This window comes from Telluria sp. LT2P34, from assembly GCF_059685915.1.
On sequence record NZ_JCASIN010000002.1, the window covers coordinates 379,793 to 396,299 of the forward strand.

Annotated in this window: 12 protein-coding genes, 1 tRNA gene and 1 pseudogene; 5 read left to right on the plus strand and 9 right to left on the minus strand. The window is 66.4% G+C overall.

Annotated elements, in window-relative coordinates:
• Positions 1-13: 13 nt before the first annotated feature.
• Positions 14-2,986, minus strand: a pseudogene (locus AC56KZ_RS07600) (type VI secretion system Vgr family protein).
• 220 nt (positions 2,987-3,206) lie between these two features.
• Between AC56KZ_RS07600 and AC56KZ_RS07605 the strand changes: the two are divergent.
• The 5 genes from AC56KZ_RS07605 (at position 3,207) to AC56KZ_RS07625 (ending at position 6,042) form a co-directional block, all read left to right on the plus strand.
• The gene (locus tag AC56KZ_RS07605) at positions 3,207-3,722 is read left to right on the plus strand and encodes a hypothetical protein (protein ID WP_497161545.1); all 516 of its coding nucleotides are present in this window, start codon (positions 3,207-3,209) and stop codon (positions 3,720-3,722) included.
• A gap of 50 nt (positions 3,723-3,772) precedes the next feature.
• Positions 3,773-3,848: transfer RNA gene (locus AC56KZ_RS07610), tRNA-Lys, on the plus strand.
• Positions 3,849-3,936: 88 nt separating this feature from the next.
• Positions 3,937-4,533: an IMPACT family protein gene (locus AC56KZ_RS07615; protein WP_497161546.1), complete on the plus strand. Its 597-nt coding sequence runs from the start codon at positions 3,937-3,939 to the stop codon at positions 4,531-4,533.
• 122 nt (positions 4,534-4,655) lie between these two features.
• On the plus strand, positions 4,656-5,486 hold the full coding sequence (gene rhlP / locus AC56KZ_RS07620; protein WP_497161547.1) for a rhombotarget lipoprotein: 831 nt from the start codon (positions 4,656-4,658) through the stop codon (positions 5,484-5,486).
• On the plus strand, positions 5,464-6,042 hold the full coding sequence (locus tag AC56KZ_RS07625; RefSeq protein ID WP_497161548.1) for a rhomboid family intramembrane serine protease: 579 nt from the start codon (positions 5,464-5,466) through the stop codon (positions 6,040-6,042). Before rhlP ends, AC56KZ_RS07625 begins: the two co-directional genes overlap by 23 nt.
• Here the strand turns inward: AC56KZ_RS07625 and AC56KZ_RS07630 are convergent.
• The 8 genes from AC56KZ_RS07630 to AC56KZ_RS07665 form a co-directional block, all read right to left on the minus strand.
• Complete coding sequence (locus AC56KZ_RS07630) at positions 6,019-6,858, minus strand: HDOD domain-containing protein (RefSeq protein WP_497161549.1); 840 nt, start codon at positions 6,856-6,858, stop codon at positions 6,019-6,021. The two genes, AC56KZ_RS07625 and AC56KZ_RS07630, sit on opposite strands and share 24 nt — an antisense overlap.
• A 66-nt stretch (positions 6,859-6,924) precedes the next feature.
• Complete coding sequence (locus tag AC56KZ_RS07635) at positions 6,925-7,560, minus strand: BON domain-containing protein (protein WP_497161550.1); 636 nt, start codon at positions 7,558-7,560, stop codon at positions 6,925-6,927.
• 133 nt (positions 7,561-7,693) lie between these two features.
• Complete coding sequence (locus AC56KZ_RS07640; protein WP_497161551.1) at positions 7,694-8,377, minus strand: hypothetical protein; 684 nt, start codon at positions 8,375-8,377, stop codon at positions 7,694-7,696.
• 85 nt (positions 8,378-8,462) lie between these two features.
• The gene (locus AC56KZ_RS07645; RefSeq protein ID WP_497161552.1) at positions 8,463-10,091 is read right to left on the minus strand and encodes a methyl-accepting chemotaxis protein; all 1,629 of its coding nucleotides are present in this window, start codon (positions 10,089-10,091) and stop codon (positions 8,463-8,465) included.
• 197 nt (positions 10,092-10,288) lie between these two features.
• Complete coding sequence (locus AC56KZ_RS07650; RefSeq protein WP_497161553.1) at positions 10,289-12,031, minus strand: dipeptidyl-peptidase 3 family protein; 1,743 nt, start codon at positions 12,029-12,031, stop codon at positions 10,289-10,291.
• Between the two features lie 94 nt (positions 12,032-12,125).
• Entirely contained in the window at positions 12,126-13,607 is a 1,482-nt protein-coding gene (locus AC56KZ_RS07655) for an efflux transporter outer membrane subunit (RefSeq protein ID WP_497161554.1), read from the minus strand.
• A gap of 26 nt (positions 13,608-13,633) precedes the next feature.
• Positions 13,634-15,238, minus strand: coding sequence for a DHA2 family efflux MFS transporter permease subunit (locus AC56KZ_RS07660; protein WP_497161555.1), 1,605 nt, complete (start codon positions 15,236-15,238; stop codon positions 13,634-13,636).
• 9 nt (positions 15,239-15,247) lie between these two features.
• The gene (locus AC56KZ_RS07665) at positions 15,248-16,411 is read right to left on the minus strand and encodes an HlyD family secretion protein (protein WP_497161556.1); all 1,164 of its coding nucleotides are present in this window, start codon (positions 16,409-16,411) and stop codon (positions 15,248-15,250) included.
• Positions 16,412-16,507: the final 96 nt, after the last annotated feature.

Here is a 16,507-nt window from a genome sequence, read left to right on the forward strand (position 1 = left end):
TTGCCACCCTTCATTATTTGCTTACCCGCCCTAGAATTGTTATGCGTACCTGCTCGGGAGAAAAACCCTGTTGGAGTGAAATCATGCCGTCGTCATCCGTCACGCCTTCTATCGCTCCCCCATCTGCACGCGCGATTGAGTAGCGCGCGTTCTTTACAGGATCTCCAGCTGGATCGACTAACTGAAATTTTTCATCGAACTTCATTAGTCCGCGTGGCAGGGTAGGTAATTTGACGTTTGTATTGCCCGGGCCACTGAAACTCTTCTTCCCCGCGCGCACAACAATCTTTCCCGGACACTGCACCGTAATATTCCCGCCTTCGATCGTGATATTCGCCCCGCCCGCCGTCGACAAGCTGATCCGCTTCGCCGCCGCCCAATCGATATGCGCATGCGCACTGATCACGTTCACTTCGTCCCGCGCCTGCACCTTAAGCGCATCGCCCTGCGCCTGGATGTCGATTGCGTCTTTCGCCGCAATCAGCTGCAAGCCCAGGCCACCCTCCCCGGCCTTGACCGCGCCGCCCAGCACCCCGATGGCCTGGCCGGTCTGCATGCGCATCTGGCCGCCGACAACGAACTGCGTGTCCTGCCCGCTCATCAGCGTGACGGTCTCGCCATTCGCAAGCTGCAGGCTGTGCGCCGCCACCGCACCGAACCCGTCCTAGGCCGCGATGGCGATGACGGCGTCTGTCGAATGCGGCAACTTGCCCTTGCCCCCGCTGGTATTTTTTGCTGCGGCATCTGCCAAGCCCACCTCGAGCGAGTCCGCGCCGACCATCCCCGATACGGAAGTCAGCAAGGCTTTCAGTGGCGCCGCCTTGTCATCCAGCGCACTCGCGTTCGCGCGCGACGCGCCCAGGTGGGCCGCCAGGCCGACGGTCTGATGGGTGACAGCAGCCGCACTGAAGGTCTCCGCCAGCTTCACGGCCTGTATCAGCATTGCGATTCCGGCCGCGTTGTCGGCCGCCGCATCGCGCGCCATGGCGCTGTGCGTGATCTGGTAGCTCGACACCAGCAAGCCTCTCCCTGCCCGTAGCGCGCCGTAAGCATCGGTGCGCAGCTCGGCGCCGAGCCCGCGAAAGCTGCCGCGATAATTGTCGGCGGCGTGGATCAGGTGGCCGAGGGTGAGTTCGCTCCATGCGTGCGTGCTGCGCAGCTGGACGCGTCCCTGCGCATCGGTATCGTCGAACAGCAGCTGGTTGTAGCCCGCGCCGCCGAATTCCTTGCTGCGGATGCCCCATTGGGCCGCCAGATTGCGGTGACCGCCGCTCTCGCCTGAGGCGCCATGCCAGACCGGACTGTTCCCGCCGGCCAGGTTGCCCTGGGCTGAAGTGGCGTGATCATTCGCTCCAGCGAAAGGCGAGCCTCGCTCTGTCGACGGGCTGGCGCCGCCAGGCGTCGGTGCGATGCCGCCCTCTCCTCGCCCGTTGTACAGGGCGCCGACAATGACCGGCCGGTCGATGTCGTTCTCCAGGAACTGGACCAGCACTTCCTGGCCGATGCGCGGCAGGAACTGGGCGCCCATGCCGCCGCCGGCGGCGCGCTGGACAACGCGCACCCAGCAGCTTGCATTGCCGCTGTCCTGCCAGTGAAAGCGAATGCGGACCCGGCCGAGGCGGTCGCAATAAACTTCGTCGGCGCCCTTGGGCTGGTCGCTACCGTCGGCGCCGATGACGATGGCGCTCTGGGCGCCGTGCGCCGTCGGTTTCCGGTCGCGGCACGCCGGCCGCCAGGGCGTAGCAGCCTCGATCGATTCGAAGCAGTTCGCGTAACCGGTCTCCTGCGCCTGGGCGACGACGAGGGCAAAATCGGCCGGGCGGTCGTCGTGCTTGAATTGTTCCAGCAGCTCGGGAATCGGCCCGAACAGCTCGGCCAGGGCGTGGCGGGCCGGCGGCGGCATGTTGTTGACGCCGACGCTGGTCACTTTCAGTACCGTGAAGCGCGCGCGCTCGCCGCATGCCTGTAGGGGCGTACCGGATATCGCCAGGCGGGTGCCGGCGCGCAGGGTGCGCACGGTCGAGCGTCCCTGCCACAGGGCGCGGCGGGCTTCGTGGCCCTCCATGCGCAAATCGGCGTAGCGCCGTGCTTCGGCGCGGGTCGTCCACGCGTACTGCCCCGGCACATCAAAGAACTCGAGGTCGGGCAGTTTGTCATGGCGGTAGTGCGAGGGCGAACTCGTCGCAACCGCCTGTTTTGCCTTGTAGTCGTAGCTGAGCAGGCTGACAAGCGAGGCGTGCAGACGTTTGCCGGCGGTGAGCGCCTGCACCGTGTCGTGCCGCTCGGTCGCGCCCACGCCGTGATAGCGGATCGCGTCATCCAGCGCCACCGTCGCGTCGTCGGGTATGGCGTCCGCTTCGCGGCTGTCGGCGAACAACACGAGGCCCGGGCCCTCGTCGGTGTGCTCGAAGCGCCAGGACAGGCCTTCTTCGGCCAGCAGCCGGGCAAGGAATTCGAGGTCGGACTCGCGGTATTGGCAGCAATAGCTGCGCGGCCGCGCAGTGGCCATGAACGAGGACGTTTCCGCACTCCAGCGCCATCTGGCGAGCGGGCGATAGGGCTGGAACACGGCGTCGACGATGTCCGGCACGCGCTTGTCTTGCCAGACGCGACTGTTGCGAACCTGTTCCAGGCGCCACAGCCATGGTGTAAGGCGCAGTCGGCAGCGCGCCAGGCCGCCGTCGCTGCCTAGCTGCTCGACTTCGGTGATGTCGCCAGCGTAACGAGAGCGCGTCCCATTCGCCAGGCTCACGTGCAAGGCGGCGGTTTGCCCCAGCAGCGCGTCGGGCCGCACCTGCACCGATGTCGACAGGACGATCACATCGCGAACGCCGATCGCGTCGACCGCATCGCTGGCACTAAAGGCTTCCACCAGCAGGGTGCGCGAGCGGTATTCGTCATCGCCGATCGACAATTCATACAACCTGCTGGCGCTGGAAAACTCCGCCAGCGCGGCGGTGACCTGGTCCACCAAGGCGGTATGCATGCCCAAGAACGCTCCTTGTAGGTTTTGCCAGATTTGCCGGGTGTACGCGGCAAATCAATGCATTGCAACGATATAAGTTCCAATCGTGTGCAAGCTTGCGCAAGCGCATGTGGATTGCCAAAGAGCAGTTTTCGCCACGGCGAACGCGCACATTCCTACTGAAACGAATCCAGGGTGCACAAATGCTAAAGTGCTTACACATCAACACCCGAGGCTCTTCGTGAAATTCCTGCAAAAAATTGGCGCTGTTGGCTATATTTCGGTCGCCCTGCTGTTCTTCGCCTGCGGCTTCGCACTGATCGTGATGGGCGCCATCGAAATCTGGTCGGCGCTGCTCCCATCCGGCGAGCAATCGATCCAAGAGCGCTTTCGGCTGATCCTCGAATGCATCGGCTTGCTGACGATTGCCGTGGCTGCCCTCGAACTGGGCCAGACCGTGCTGGAAGAGGAAGTGCAGCGTGCGGTGCACGTGGGCTCGCCCACCCGGCTGCGCCGCTTCCTGTCACGCTTCCTGATCGTGGTGGTCGTGTCGCTCGGGGTCGAATGCCTGGTCGGGGTCTTCCAGTTCATGCATACCAAGCCAGAATTCCTGCCGCATGTCGCATCGATCGGCGTGGCTGCAGCCCTCCTGCTGGCGAGCTGGGGCCTGTTCGTCCGGATGAACGTCGAAGCCGAAAAGCTGGAACCGGAAGCCATGCGCGAGGCCAAGGCGGAAGACAAGGATGTCGAAACCTGAATGAAGTCCTTGGACTTTCACAAGAGTCCGGCTATAATATTGCCTTCTTCGGGTCGTTAGCTCAGCTGGTAGAGCAGCGGACTTTTAATCCGTTGGTCGCAGGTTCGAATCCCGCACGGCCTACCAAAGATTCAGCGAAAACGCCAACCTTCACGGTTGGCGTTTTTGTTTCCGCGTCCGAAGCGGCGCCCGAACCAGCCTCCGAACCAGCCCCGTGTTCCAGACCATCACCGCCCCCGTCCACCACGAACTCCTCATCAAGAAGAGCCGCTTCATCGCGTGCGTGCAGCCGATGGCGGACCGCGCCGGTGCGCAGCAGGTGGTTGCGTCCCTGCGCGCCGCGCACCCGGGCGCGGCGCACGTGTGCTGGGCGCTGCTGGCGGGCGGGCACTCGGCTGCGGTCGACGATGGCGAGCCGAGCGGCACCGCCGGCCGGCCAATGCTCGATGTGCTGCGCCACCAGGACCTCGACGGCGTACTGGCCACCGTCGTGCGCTACTTCGGCGGCGTCAAGCTCGGCGCGGGCGGCCTGGTGCGGGCCTACACCGACAGCGTCGCGCAAGCCTTGTTGGGCGCGGAGAAGGTCGCGATCGTGCGCCTTGCCTCGCTTCGTTGCGTCGCGCCCTACGCCTTCGAGGGCATGATCCGGCGCGAACTCGAGGCGGCCGGCGCCATCCTCGAGGACGTGATGCATGGCGACGATGTCGTCTTCGCCTTCAGCCTGCCCGAGGCGGCTGTCGACGCCTTCGGGGCCCGCCTGAACGACACCAGCCACGGCCGGATCCGCTGGATCGACGCGGACGATTCCTGACAACGGCTTGCCCGGCGATACCGCCGGGTGCACACCGCGCTACCCCGCCGCCAGGCCTTACCCCCTGCCCTGTCTCGTGACAGCATGCGCACCTGTGTTGTCCAACCACTGACAGGTGCCCCATGCGCTTCTTTCGTTATTCCCTGCTGCTCCTCCTCGCCGCTTTGCTGGCGGCCTGCGCCTCGACCCACACCCGCAGCGCGCGTCACGCCGGCAGCATCGTCGACTACCTGTATCCGGCAGCGAGCGTCGCGCCGAAACTCGAGCCGACCGTGACCGAACTGCGCTTGCCGGTACGCGTCGGCATCGCCTTCGTCCCCGGCTCGCACACCGGCATGGCGCCGTCGGAACAGGAAAAGCACCTGATGCTGGAGCGTGTGAAAGCTGCCTTCGCGTCGCACACCTACGTCGGCAGGATCGACGTCATTCCCTCGTCCTACCTGCGTCCAGGGGGCGGCTTCGACAACCTCGACCAGGTGGCGCGCATGTTCGATGTCGACGTCGTCGCACTGCTCTCCTACGACCAGGTGCGCTTCAACGACAACAACGGCATGGCGCTGCTGTACTGGTCGATCGTCGGCGCTTACCTGATCGCGGGCGACCAGTACGATGTCCAGACCCTGCTCGATGCGGCGGTGTTCGACGTCAAAAGCCGCAAGCTGCTGTTTCGCGCGCCGGGCAGCAGCCAGGTCAAGGGAGTGGCGTCGATTGCCGCTTTCAGCGAAGAAGCGCGCGTGGCGCAATCGCAGGGCTATCACGAAGCCCTGGGACGCATGATCCCCCAATTGCAGGCGGAACTGGGCAAGTTCCCCGAGCGCGTGAAAGCCAATCCGCAGCAATTCAAGGTATCGAAAGAGGCCGGCTACAAGGGTGGAGGCGACGCCGGCTGGCTGGGCGCGCTGGCAGCGCTGGCTTTTCTGGTACTCGGCCATGCGCGGCGTCGCGCCGCCTGAATCGGCCAGGGTCGCGACTGGCCTGGCGCTGGCCTGCCTCGGCCTGGCCTGCCTGCCCGAGACGCTGCGCGCCGGCCTGGCATGGGAACGCGAGGCCATCCTGGCCGGGCAGTGGTGGCGCCTGTTGAGCGGCCACCTGGTCCATTTCGGCATGCCGCATGCGCTGACGAACGCACTGGTGCTGCTGGCCGCCGGCTCGGTCATCGAGCGCAGTATCGGGTCCGCCCGCCTGCTGCGCCGGGTCGTGCTGGCCGGCGTCGCGATCTCGCTGCTGCTGGCCATGCTGCCCGGCCTGACGGAATACCGCGGCGCATCGAGCCTTGCGGCGATGCTGCTGGTCGCCGCCGCCGCGCTGCTGTGGCGCCATGCCGGACACTGGCGCCCCGCCCTGCTGGCGGGCGGCGCCGTCATCGCGGCGGCGACCGTTTTTCAGGCGCTCGGCGTCGGCGCTGGCCTGTCCAGCCTGCCCCAGGGCGTGGCCGTGGCCTGGCAGGCGCATCTTCTTGGCGCGGCCTGCGGCGTCGTGGCAGTCCTAGACCAGCAGCGGCCCGCCTAGCGCGCGGCAGGCTTCCTCGGCCTCGGCGCGGATGTCGGCCAGCATCTCGGCGTCGACCACGAGGTCGAGCGCGCTGTCGGCATGGTTGGGCAAGGGGTCGGCCGCTCCGCCCAAAGGCGAAGCAACTGCGGCGTACTGATTGGCCAGCAGCAGCGTGTCGAGCAGGGTCGAGGGCGGCATGTTGATCCATGCCTTGCGCAGTTCGCCGATGGCCTCGGCCACCGGGGCCGGCACGGACAGCTTTTTCATCACTTCCGTGGCCACCACGTCTTCGCACAGCTCGCCCCAGTTTTCAGGGTCGTCGTCGAGCAGCCCGGGAAACTCGTCGGCACGCGACAGCAGATAGAAACCGCCGACCTCGTGGATGATGCCGGCGAACAGCGCCGTGTCGGGATTGACGCCCGTCACGCGGCGCGCCAGCACGCCGGCCAGGGCCGCCACATGGACGGTGTGCTCCCACAACTGCTCGGCCTTGGCGCGCAGGCCAGGGTCGGCGATGCGGCTGCCGAACTGGCGCACGATCAGGCTGGCGACGAGCGCCTGCAAGCGCCGGTAGCCGATCCGCGTGATCGCCGCGCGCACATTCGTGATGGGTGGCCCGCCGCCGCCGCCGAAGGCCGCCGAATTGGACAGCGCAACGGTGCGCGCCGCCAGTTGCGGCTCGGCCAGCACCAGGCGGATCGCTTCGTCGAGGGGACAATCGGGGTCGTCGAGCGCCTGCTGCAGGCGCAAGGCTGCATTGACGCTGGAGGGGAAAGTGATCTCACCGCGGGCTGCCTGCGCCACGATGTATCCAAAGGCTTCGAGTTTATTCACCCGAAAATTATACCTAAAGGCCGAGGCGCCGCCCGATAAAGGGCAGCGCCGCTTCATGCACCCTGCTTATTTCGCCTTGTTCGTGCTCTTTTCGGTAGCGGCGCCGTCGACTTCTTTGGCGGCCCTGTCGGTACGGTTCATCAGCGTCGTCGCCCTGCCCTTGTTGTCGACCAGGCAGGCGGTGTCGGCGCCGCCGGCTTTCTCGCACTTGGCGACCGCGGCGGCCTTGACCGGATCCTTGGTATCGGTGCTGGCGATCAGGCCGGCGCTTGCGGATGGCGCGGTGGACGCGGCGCCCGTGCGTCCGGCCCTGGCGTCTGCCAGCGCGGCGGTGCGCACCGCCTTGGCGTTGTCCATGCAGCTGTCCTTCGCGGCGCCGCTCTTGGCGTCGCACTGTTCCCTGGCCAGTTCGTACTCGGCTTCGGCGAGCTTGGTGCGGGCGTTGGCGCGGCTCTGTTCCGAATTGTTGTACCTGGCGATGCCGTCGGACTCGCTGCGAGCACGGTCGGCTTTGGCCTCGGCCATGCAAACGTCCTTGTCATTGCCCTTCCTGGCGTCGCACTTCGCGCTGGCCGTCTGGTAATCGGCTGCCGCCTTCTGGCTGAGGGTGCGGTAAGCAGCGGCGTCGTTGGCCGGGGCGGGAGCGGCGGCGAAACTGGCGCCGGCCGCGGCGGCCAGCAAGGTGGCGAGCAATGATTTCATGGTGGAGTTCCCTGATGTGATTGTTGTAATCGGATGATTAAACGCCCCACCCCACGCACCATCTGTGCGTCAACGTACCCTTACAGGAAATACCACGAATGCCGGCGAACCTGGCCGAATCGGATAAGGGCCGCTAATCTTGCAGCAGTCCCTGCCGCCAGAGCGGCGCCGCATCTTCGAACGGCGCCCCGGTCTGCGCAATGCTGGCGGCGTCGCGCGCCAGCGCCACCCAGGCCCGGGTATCGTGGCCACCGCGCGACACGGTCTGCGCATTGCGTACCTGCTCCAACCAGCCATGCACGCGGCCGTAGGCGGCGGGATTGCGATGCCGGGTCCAGGCCAGCGCCGCCAGGTCGGCGTAGGCTTCCTCGCGGCGCGACTCGCGCAGCGCCTTCGAGGCGGCCAGCAGGCGCGGGTCGCTCGCGCTTTCCTCGCCCACTTCGGCAAAGCCGGCCGGCAGCGCCTTCCAGGCGCCTTGCGCATGGCGCCAGCAATGGGCCACTTCGTGCGCCGCCATCGCTTCGATGAGTTCGCCCTGGCGCTCGGCCGGCACGCTGGCCAGCAAGGTCTCGGCTTGCGGATTGCCGCGCAGCGACAGCACCAGCTTGCAGCGGCCGCGCTCGAAGCCCATCGCCAGCGGCACGTCGGTGGGGCCTGCCTGCGGCTGGACGATGACGTCCACGGGTAATTGAAGGGTGCGGGAATACGCCAGGACCGGGCTTGCCGCTTGCAGCCAGCGCTGTTCGAGCGCGGTCAGTTCGGCGGCCTGGGCGAGATTGCTGGCGAGCAGCGAGAAGGACAACAGGGATTTGAACATGGGAGATTTCCGGGTTCGGTGAAATGCCTTAAAGCAATTCTAGAACCCAGAATATCTTCCCAATCAGAAATATTTTTGTGGGTTTTCAAGCCGACAATGCTAAAGCCTTCCTGTGCGGCTTCGAAACAACAGGGGCGCTCGTTTCCGTGTGCATCTTGAAAACGCTGACCACGTCGGCCAGCGTCGCCGCCTCGTCCTGCAGCGAGGCGGCAGCGGCGCTGGCCTGCTCGACCAGGGTGGCGTTCTGGCGCGTCGCCTCGTCCATGCGGCCGATGGCGGCATTCACCTGCTCGATGCCGGCGCTCTGCTCGGCGCTGGCCGAGCTGATTTCGGCCATGATGTCGGTCACGCGCTTGACGCTGTTGACGATCTCGTCCATCGTGCTGCCGGCCTCGTCGACCAGGCGGGCGCCGGCATCGACGCGCTCGACCGAGCTGCCGATCAGCGCCTTGATTTCGCGCGCCGCCGCCGCCGAACGCTGGGCCAGGTTGCGCACCTCGGTGGCAACGACCGCAAAGCCGCGGCCCTGTTCGCCGGCCCGAGCCGCTTCGACGGCGGCATTCAGCGCCAGAATGTTGGTCTGGAAGGCAATCCCGTCGATCACGCCGATGATGTCGACCACCTGCTTCGAGGAAGCGTTGATCGAGGCCATGGTCTCGACCACCTGGGCCACGACGGCGCCGCCGCGCAGCGCCACGCTCGAGGCCGATTCGGCCAGGGCATTCGCCTGGCGGGCGTTGTCGGCGTTCTGGCGCACGGTATCGGTCAGCTCCGTCATCGAAGCGGCGGTGTCTTTCAGCGTGTCGGCCTGGTTCTCGGTGCGGCCACTCAGGTCTTGGTTGCCGGCCGCGATTTCGGTCGAGGCATTCGCGATCGTCAGGGTGCCGTTACGCACCTGGGACACGATCGCCACCAGGCTGTCGCGCATGCCCTTCATCGCGAACAGCAGGCTGGTGTTGTCGTCGGGCGCGGTGTCGATCTGCACGCCCAGGTTGCCGGCGGCAATGCTGCCGACGATGCTGGCTGCATAATCCGGCTGGCCGCCGAGCTGGCGCAGCAGGCCGCGGCTGATGAACCAGGCGCCGAGCGCCCCGCTCGCCACGGCGATGGCGCACAGCACCAGCATCCAGGTAAAGAAGCTGCCGCTCAGCGCCCGCGCTCCGCCCGCCGCATCCTTGTTCAATTTTTCCTCGAGGTCGATCAGGACGTTGACGCTGGCCAGCCAGCCGACGAAGGCCGGGCCGGCTTCGCCAGCGAGCAGCGTGCGCGCGCCTTCGAGGTCGCCGGCGCGGTGCAGCTCGGCGACTTTGGCGATCAGCGGCATGGTCTTGCGCTCGTCGGCCTTGATCGCCGCCAGTGCGTTTTTCTCTTCAGGCAGGATGTCGGTGCGGGCAGCGAACAGCGCATCGAGCGCCACGGCCGCGGATTCATAATTGGCTGCCAGCGAAGCGATGCGCTCGTTTGCCACCTTGGCCGCAGCCGCGTCGGCGGACAAGACCACGTCGCGCAGGGCGATGGCGCGGTCGTGCACGCTTCCGCGGAAATTGATCGCGTGGCGTTGCTTGACGTTGTTAACGTCGTTGATGTGGTTCAGGGTGGCGTCGATCTGGCCGACGCGGCTGACCGCCAGGGCGGTCAGCACCATCATCAGCGCCAGCAAGGCACCGAAACCCAGCGCCAGCCGGGTGCCGATAGTCAATTTTGAAGAAGACATTGAGGACTCGCTAAAGTATGTCCGGAACATCGCTCCGGCGGCGGACAGGGCAGATATGGATGGTTATTGCCCTGCGGAAAGACCGAAACTATAGCAGAATTGCCCTCAGGTATTTATCCAGTTAATCAAATACAACAATTTTTCCGGCAAAATGTTGGCGGGCTTTGCCGGATTTGACAGCGAGTGACTATTAGTGGCTATTTCGTGTTCCCGGCGCTCAGACTGGCCGCCGTCACGAAGGCTGGACGGATATCGTTCGGCACCGCTTTCATCTTGTCGAGCGCCTTTTGCACATCGGGCCGGATGACGACGTATTTCGTCATCATCGCCTTGGCGCGCGCATAGTTGCCGGTCGCCTCGATCGTCAGGAACTCGCGGTCGAGGTCGATCACGGCCTGCTTGATCTTCTTGAAATCGACCGAGAAAGTGCCGTCGCCATGCGACACGAAAGCGCCCTTGTCGAGCAGGTAGTTGACCTGGATTGCCATGCCGCGCGCATGCGACGAGGACAGGCCGAAGTGCAGCGTGCGGAAGCTCGAAGCCAGGAAGGTGTTGTACAGCTTGCGCTCGGCTTGCACCCCCTGCCCCAGCGTGTCCTTCAGCAGGCCCTTGTCCATCATGTAGCGCAGCGCCCACAGGCCGGTGACGTCGGCCTTGGCTTCCTCGATGGTCGAATAGGCCTCCTTCAGCTCCTGGCGCGGGGTCGATTCCTTGCCGCCGACCCTGGTGCTGTGAGGTCCGAGGCCGTGCATGATTTCGTGGGCCAGGATGTGGGTGAAGAAGGAATCGAAATCGAGGTCCTTCCGGTCTTGCGGGCGCAGTACCAGCTGCGTGATCGGTTTCAATGTCGAGGCGAACTTCGCTTCCTGGATGTTCTTCAGCATGACGCGCTTCGAGCCGCGCTCGCGGATCACGCGCTCGTCGTTCGGCAGGTTGTAGGCCGCGGTCTGCACGCCCATGTTGCCGTCGCCGGCGCCATACAGCTGGTTCACCACCACCATCGGCGCCATCGCCCCGACCTTCGGATTGCGGTACTGCTTGTCGACCGGCAGGTTGTCTTCCAGCTCCTGCATGTGCTTGCCGAAGAAGTTCAGCTTCTGGGTTTCCTTGGCGTCGCGCACGCTGACATAGGCCTCGAAGGCGGCCTTGTAGCCGAACAGTTCGTCGTTATAGGTCTCGTACGGGCCGATCGTGATGTCGACCGGCGAATCGAGGTCCATCCAGGCAAAATCCGAGGCCAGGTAATCGTTCGACAGGAAAGCGTCGGCGCGCAGGTTCAGGAATTTTTTCAGCGACGCGTTGTCGGTGCTGACGGCGGCTTCGCGCAGCAGCTTGGCTAATTGCTCCAGCTCCGGCTTGTATTCCTCCGAATATTTTACGGTGCGGAACTTGCCGTCCGGGCTGCTGCGGATGACCGTGAAATACCACTGCGCCGCTTCCTTTTCCGTCGCCGGGAGCGCATTCATCCAGGTCTCGAGCTCGGCCTTGCTGGCCCTGGCCGGATAAAAATTCGCGCCGTCGGGCTTGCGCGCCGGGATGGCGATGCCCGCATACGCGGGCGGCATGAACGACGTGTTGTTGTCGAGGATGGACCAGGGTCCCTTGTTCAGCCAGAAGGCCTGCTGGCGCGCGCGGCCCAGCGGAGAATTGTCCTTCTGCAGGGCCGCCCACAGCGCTTCGTTGCCGGCCCAGCGCTGGCGCAGCTGCAGGGTATCGATGACCTTTGCCGCTTCGATCAGTTTCGCGATCGCCGCGCGGTCGCCTTTCGACAGCGCCGCGATATCCGCACGCAGCTCGACCGGGGCGAAGCGCTTCGCCATCGCGTTCAGTTCGGCGACGCTGGCGGCTTGCGGCTTGGCGGCGGGCGCGTCGGCCGCATGGGCCGCATTGACCATGCTGGCGGCAATCGCCAGTACGATTGGAGCGAAGAAGTATTTCATGGGTCCCCTGGATTGGTTGAAAGGCAACCGGGGAATTGTAATACGGTTGGCGAGGCGGACCGGCGTTTCACCCGCCCCACGCGTCATACAAACATCAACGCACCGTCGCCAGAGGCGCTGCTTCCTTCCACCCGCCGCCCAGCGCACGCGCCACCGCCACCGAGGCCAGCAAACGCTGGGTCTGGATCTGGGCCGCGGCGCGGTCGGCCGCCAGTGCGCTGCGCTGGGCGTCGGTCACGTCGAGATAGGTCGACAGGCCGTGCTCGTAGCGTGCCCGCGCCACCAGCAGGGCGCGGGCGGCGGCGGCCTGGGCTTCGGCCTGCACCTCGCCCTGCTGCTGGCGGCCCTGCGCATCGGACAGCGCATCTTCGACTTCGCGCAGCGCGCCGAGCAGGCGGTTTTCGTGGTTCGCCAGCGCTTCCTCGTAACGCGCCCGGTACAGGGCCAGGTTGGCGGCATTGCGGCCGCCGTCGAACACCGGCAGCGACAGGGCCAGCGGTCCGATGGAGAACTGGCGCGCGCTGCCGCTGGCCAGTTCGCGCAGCGACTCCGACGCAAAGCCGAAATTGCTGGTCAGCGTGAGCGCGGGATAAAAGGCGCCTTCGGCCACCGCCGCCTGCGCATTTGCCGCGCGCAGGTTGGCGACGCTGGCCGCCAGGTCCGGGCGTTGGGCCAGCAGGCTGGCGGGCAGGCCGACCGGAATGTGCGGCGGCAGCGGCAGCGCCGTCTTGGCCAGGGCCGGCACCAGCGGCGCCCCCGGCGTGGCGCCGACGAGCAGCGCCAAGCCATGCTCGACCAGGCGGCGCTGGCGCTGCACGTCGTGCAGGTCGGCTTCGGCATTGGCGCGCTCGATGCGCGCACGCGATACGTCCAGCTCGTTCGACAGGCCGCCCTCGAAGCGCGCCTCGACCAGGCCTTGCGCCTCGCGCCGGGTGGCCAGCGCCTCGGTCAGGATCGCGCTTTCCCGGTCCAGTCCGCGCAGCTGCCAGTAGGCTTGCGCCACCTGGCTCGAGAGCAGCAACAGCACGCCGTCGCGGTCGTCCTGCGCGGCCAGCGCCTGGGCGTCGGCCGCTTCGACCACGCGCCGCACGCGGCCCCATAAATCGAGTTCATAGGACAGCGCCGCGCCGACCGCGAAGTTGTTGCCCTCGACCGCGCGTCCGCCCAGGGCGAGCGCCTGGGAAGTCTCGGCCGAGGTGCGCGCATTCGATACGCCCGCGTTCAGCGACAGGTTGGGCGACTGCCCGGCGCGCAGCACGCCCAGCTGGGCCTGCGCCTGCAGCAGGCGCTGCCCGGCCGCCCTGGCGCCCGGGTTGTCGCGCAGCGCGCGCTGTTCCAGGCTGCTCAAGGTGGCGTCGTCGAACACGGTCCACCAGCTTGCCGGCAGGCGCGCGGTATCCGGCGCGGTATCCGGCGCGGCATCCGGCGCGGTATCCGGCGCCCTGGCCGCATGGTGGTAGGCCGGCGTTTCGATCGGTTTTGGTGCGACGAAATCGCGGCCGATGGTGGAGCAGCCGCCCGCCAGCATGGCCAGCGCCGCAGCCACGCCGGCGCGCTTCGTAAAGGAATCGAACATCGTTTTTCTCATCTTTTTAAAAGAGTTCAATGGCCGCCACCGCCGGCGCCGCCGGGCGACTTGACCTTGTCGGCCAGCCAGACCATGGCGATGCAGCCCACCAGGATCAGGCCGACGATCCAGAAGGCGTCGTTGTAGGCCATGACATAGGCTTCGCGCCGCACGACGCGGTCCAGCACCGACAGCGCCTGCTGCGCGGCCGTGGCCGGGTCGACGCCCGACGCCACCAGTCCCTGGGTGATCTGCTCGATGCGCTGCTGGGTCGGCGCGGCGTAGCTGGAGACCGACTCGCCCAGGCGCGCCGAATGGAAATGCTCGCGGTTGGTGAGCGTGGTCGCCAGCATGGCGATGCCGATCGAGCCGCCCAGGTTGCGCGTCATGTTGAACAGGCTCGAGGCCGACGGCATGTCTTTCGGCGCAATCCCGTTCATCGCGAAATTCGACAGCGTCAGCATCACGAAGGGCTGGCCGATGGCGCGCACCACCTGGGTGAAGGCCAGCTGGTCGTAACCGCTGGAGGCGTCCATGAAGGCGTTCATCAGGCAGGAGCCGCCGAATAGCAGCAGCCCGAAACTGCACAGGATGCGGTTGTCGACTTTCGAGGACAAGGCGGCGGCAAACGGCATCACCAGCAGCTGCGGCAGGCCGACCCAGGCGATCACTTCGCCGATCTGCATCGGCGTGTAGCCGGCGATCTGGCCCAGGTAAAGCGGCAGCAGATAGGACGAACCATACAGGCCCATGCCGGTGACGGCCGACAGCACGGTGGCGACCAGGAAGTTGCGCTGCCCGTACAAGCGCAGGTTGACGAAGGATTGCTGGCGCGTGAAGGCAACCGTGATCCAGCCGAGGATGCCGATCAGCGCCAGCGCCGCGAAGTTGATGATGAACTGCGAATCGAACCAGTCCTTCGAATTGCCCTCTTCGAGGAAGATCGTGAGGCAACCGAGGCCCATGGCCATCAGGCCGATGCCGAGCCAGTCGGCGTGGATCAGCGAGCGGATCTGCATCGGCTCGCGGTCCAGGCCGTACATCATGCCGGCGATCAGCAGCACGCCCGGCACCCAGTTGATATAGAAGATCGATGGCCAGCCGTAGAGCTCGGACAGGTAGCCGCCCAGGGTCGGGCCCATGGCCGGCGCCAGGGTCGCGGTGAGGCCGAAGATGGCCATGCCGACCGCGCGCTTGGAAGCGGGCAGGCGCGTCATCACGAGCGTCATCGCCATCGGAATCAGGGCGCCGCCGGTGAAGCCCTGCAGCATGCGGAACACGATCATGCTCTCCAGGTTCCAGGCGGCCCCGCACAGGGTCGAGAACGCGACGAACAGCGCAGTGGTGCCGATCATGTAGCGGCGCACGCCGAAGGCACGCGCGAACAGCGCCGTCATCGGAATGACGACGATTTCGGCGCACAGGTAGGCGGTGGAGATCCAGGAGCCCTCTTCCTGGGTCGCATTCAGCGTGCCGAGGATGTCGCGCAGCGAGGAATTCGTGATCTGGATGTCGAGCACCGCCATGAAGGCGCCGAGCATGCCGGCGGCCACCGCGATCCAGGTGCGCAGGTCGACCCGCGCGCCTGCTGCGGGCGCGCCCGGGAAGACGCCCGCCGCGTCCTTGGTGGTACTGGTCATGGGTGTGCCTTAGCGGACAGGCTGCGGGGCAAGCTGAGCTGCCTGGGCCGGCGGCCCGACTTCCTGGCGCATGTCGACTTCCGCTTCCACGGACATGCCCGGCACCAGGCGCCCGGCCAGGCGCTGCACGTCGGCCGGCGCCAGGGTGATTTTCACCGGCACGCGCTGCACGATCTTGGTGAAATTGCCGGTCGCGTTATCGGCCGGCAGCAGTGCGAACTGGTTGCCAGAGGCCGGCGAGAAGCTGTGCACGCGGCCCACCAGGTGTTCGCCCGGCAGCGCGTCGATCTCGAGGCTGACCGCCTGGCCGGCCTTCAGACCGGCGAGCTGGGTTTCCTTGAAATTGGCGGTGACCCAGACCTTGTCCTCGACCACGGCCACCAGTTGCTGGCCCGGCTGCACGCGCGCGCCCACTTCCACGCTGCGCCGGCCGATGCGGCCATCGACGGGCGCCAGGATGCGGCTGTAGCCGACCTGCTGCCGTGCGTCCTTCAACTGCGCCTGCAGCACCCCGATCTGGGCCTTGGCGACGTCGCGCGCGGACGAGGCGGCGGCGATCTGGGCCTCGGCGGCGGCCGCGTTGTCGCGGCGCGCGTCGACGTCGGCGGCGGCCGCCGTGCGCGCGGCGTTGGCGCCATCGACCTCGGCCTTCGAGACGGCCTTCATCTGCTTCGTGTACAGCTGGCTGAAACGCTCGGCGTCCTGGCGCGCGCGCAAGGCCAGCGCCTGCGACTGCCCGATCTGCGCCTTGGCCGCCGCGGCCTGGGCCCGCACCTGCGCCACCTGGGCGTCGGCCTGGATCACCTGTTGCCGGGCGCTGGCGATCTGCGCCTCGATCTGCTCGACCCGCACCTGGCCGTCGGCGGGATCGAGTTCGGCGATGACGTCGCCGGCCTTGACGCGCTGGTTGTCCTCGACCAGCACGCGCGTGACGACGCCGGCGACGCGCGCCGAAATCGGGTGGATGTGGCCGGAAACATAGGCGTTTTCGGTGTCGACGAAGTGCTGCCCGCGGTACCACATGCGCCCGCCGGCAAGGAGAGCCGCCAGGGCGATCAGCCCGACCACGGCCAGCACGCGCTTGTTGGGCGGCGTCTTGCCGGCCGCAGCCGCTGCTGGGGGAGGAAGGGTGCCGGGCGGCTTGTGCTCGATTGGCGCCTGCGTCTGGGACATGTTGCAACTCCAGGAAAGATTCAGTCCGCCATTATTCGACAAGCTCACGCGTTCGTCAAGAAATGAAACGATTGCATTTCATTTGGAGCTGTTTTA

Excerpts from the sequence above, each read along its gene's own strand:
- AC56KZ_RS07655 (WP_497161554.1), bottom strand. The coding sequence starts at position 13,607 with ATGTTCGATTCCTTTACGAAGCGCGCCGGCGTGGCTGCGGCGCTGGCC.
- AC56KZ_RS07650 (WP_497161553.1), bottom strand. The coding sequence starts at position 12,031 with ATGAAATACTTCTTCGCTCCAATCGTACTGGCGATTGCCGCCAGCATG.
- AC56KZ_RS07665 (WP_497161556.1), bottom strand. The coding sequence starts at position 16,411 with ATGTCCCAGACGCAGGCGCCAATCGAGCACAAGCCGCCCGGCACCCTT.
- AC56KZ_RS07635 (WP_497161550.1), bottom strand. The coding sequence starts at position 7,560 with ATGAAATCATTGCTCGCCACCTTGCTGGCCGCCGCGGCCGGCGCCAGT.
- AC56KZ_RS07625 (WP_497161548.1), top strand. The coding sequence starts at position 5,464 with ATGCGCGGCGTCGCGCCGCCTGAATCGGCCAGGGTCGCGACTGGCCTG.
- rhlP (WP_497161547.1), top strand. The coding sequence starts at position 4,656 with ATGCGCTTCTTTCGTTATTCCCTGCTGCTCCTCCTCGCCGCTTTGCTG.
- AC56KZ_RS07645 (WP_497161552.1), bottom strand. The coding sequence starts at position 10,091 with ATGTCTTCTTCAAAATTGACTATCGGCACCCGGCTGGCGCTGGGTTTC.
- AC56KZ_RS07660 (WP_497161555.1), bottom strand. The coding sequence starts at position 15,238 with ATGACCAGTACCACCAAGGACGCGGCGGGCGTCTTCCCGGGCGCGCCC.
- AC56KZ_RS07640 (WP_497161551.1), bottom strand. The coding sequence starts at position 8,377 with ATGTTCAAATCCCTGTTGTCCTTCTCGCTGCTCGCCAGCAATCTCGCC.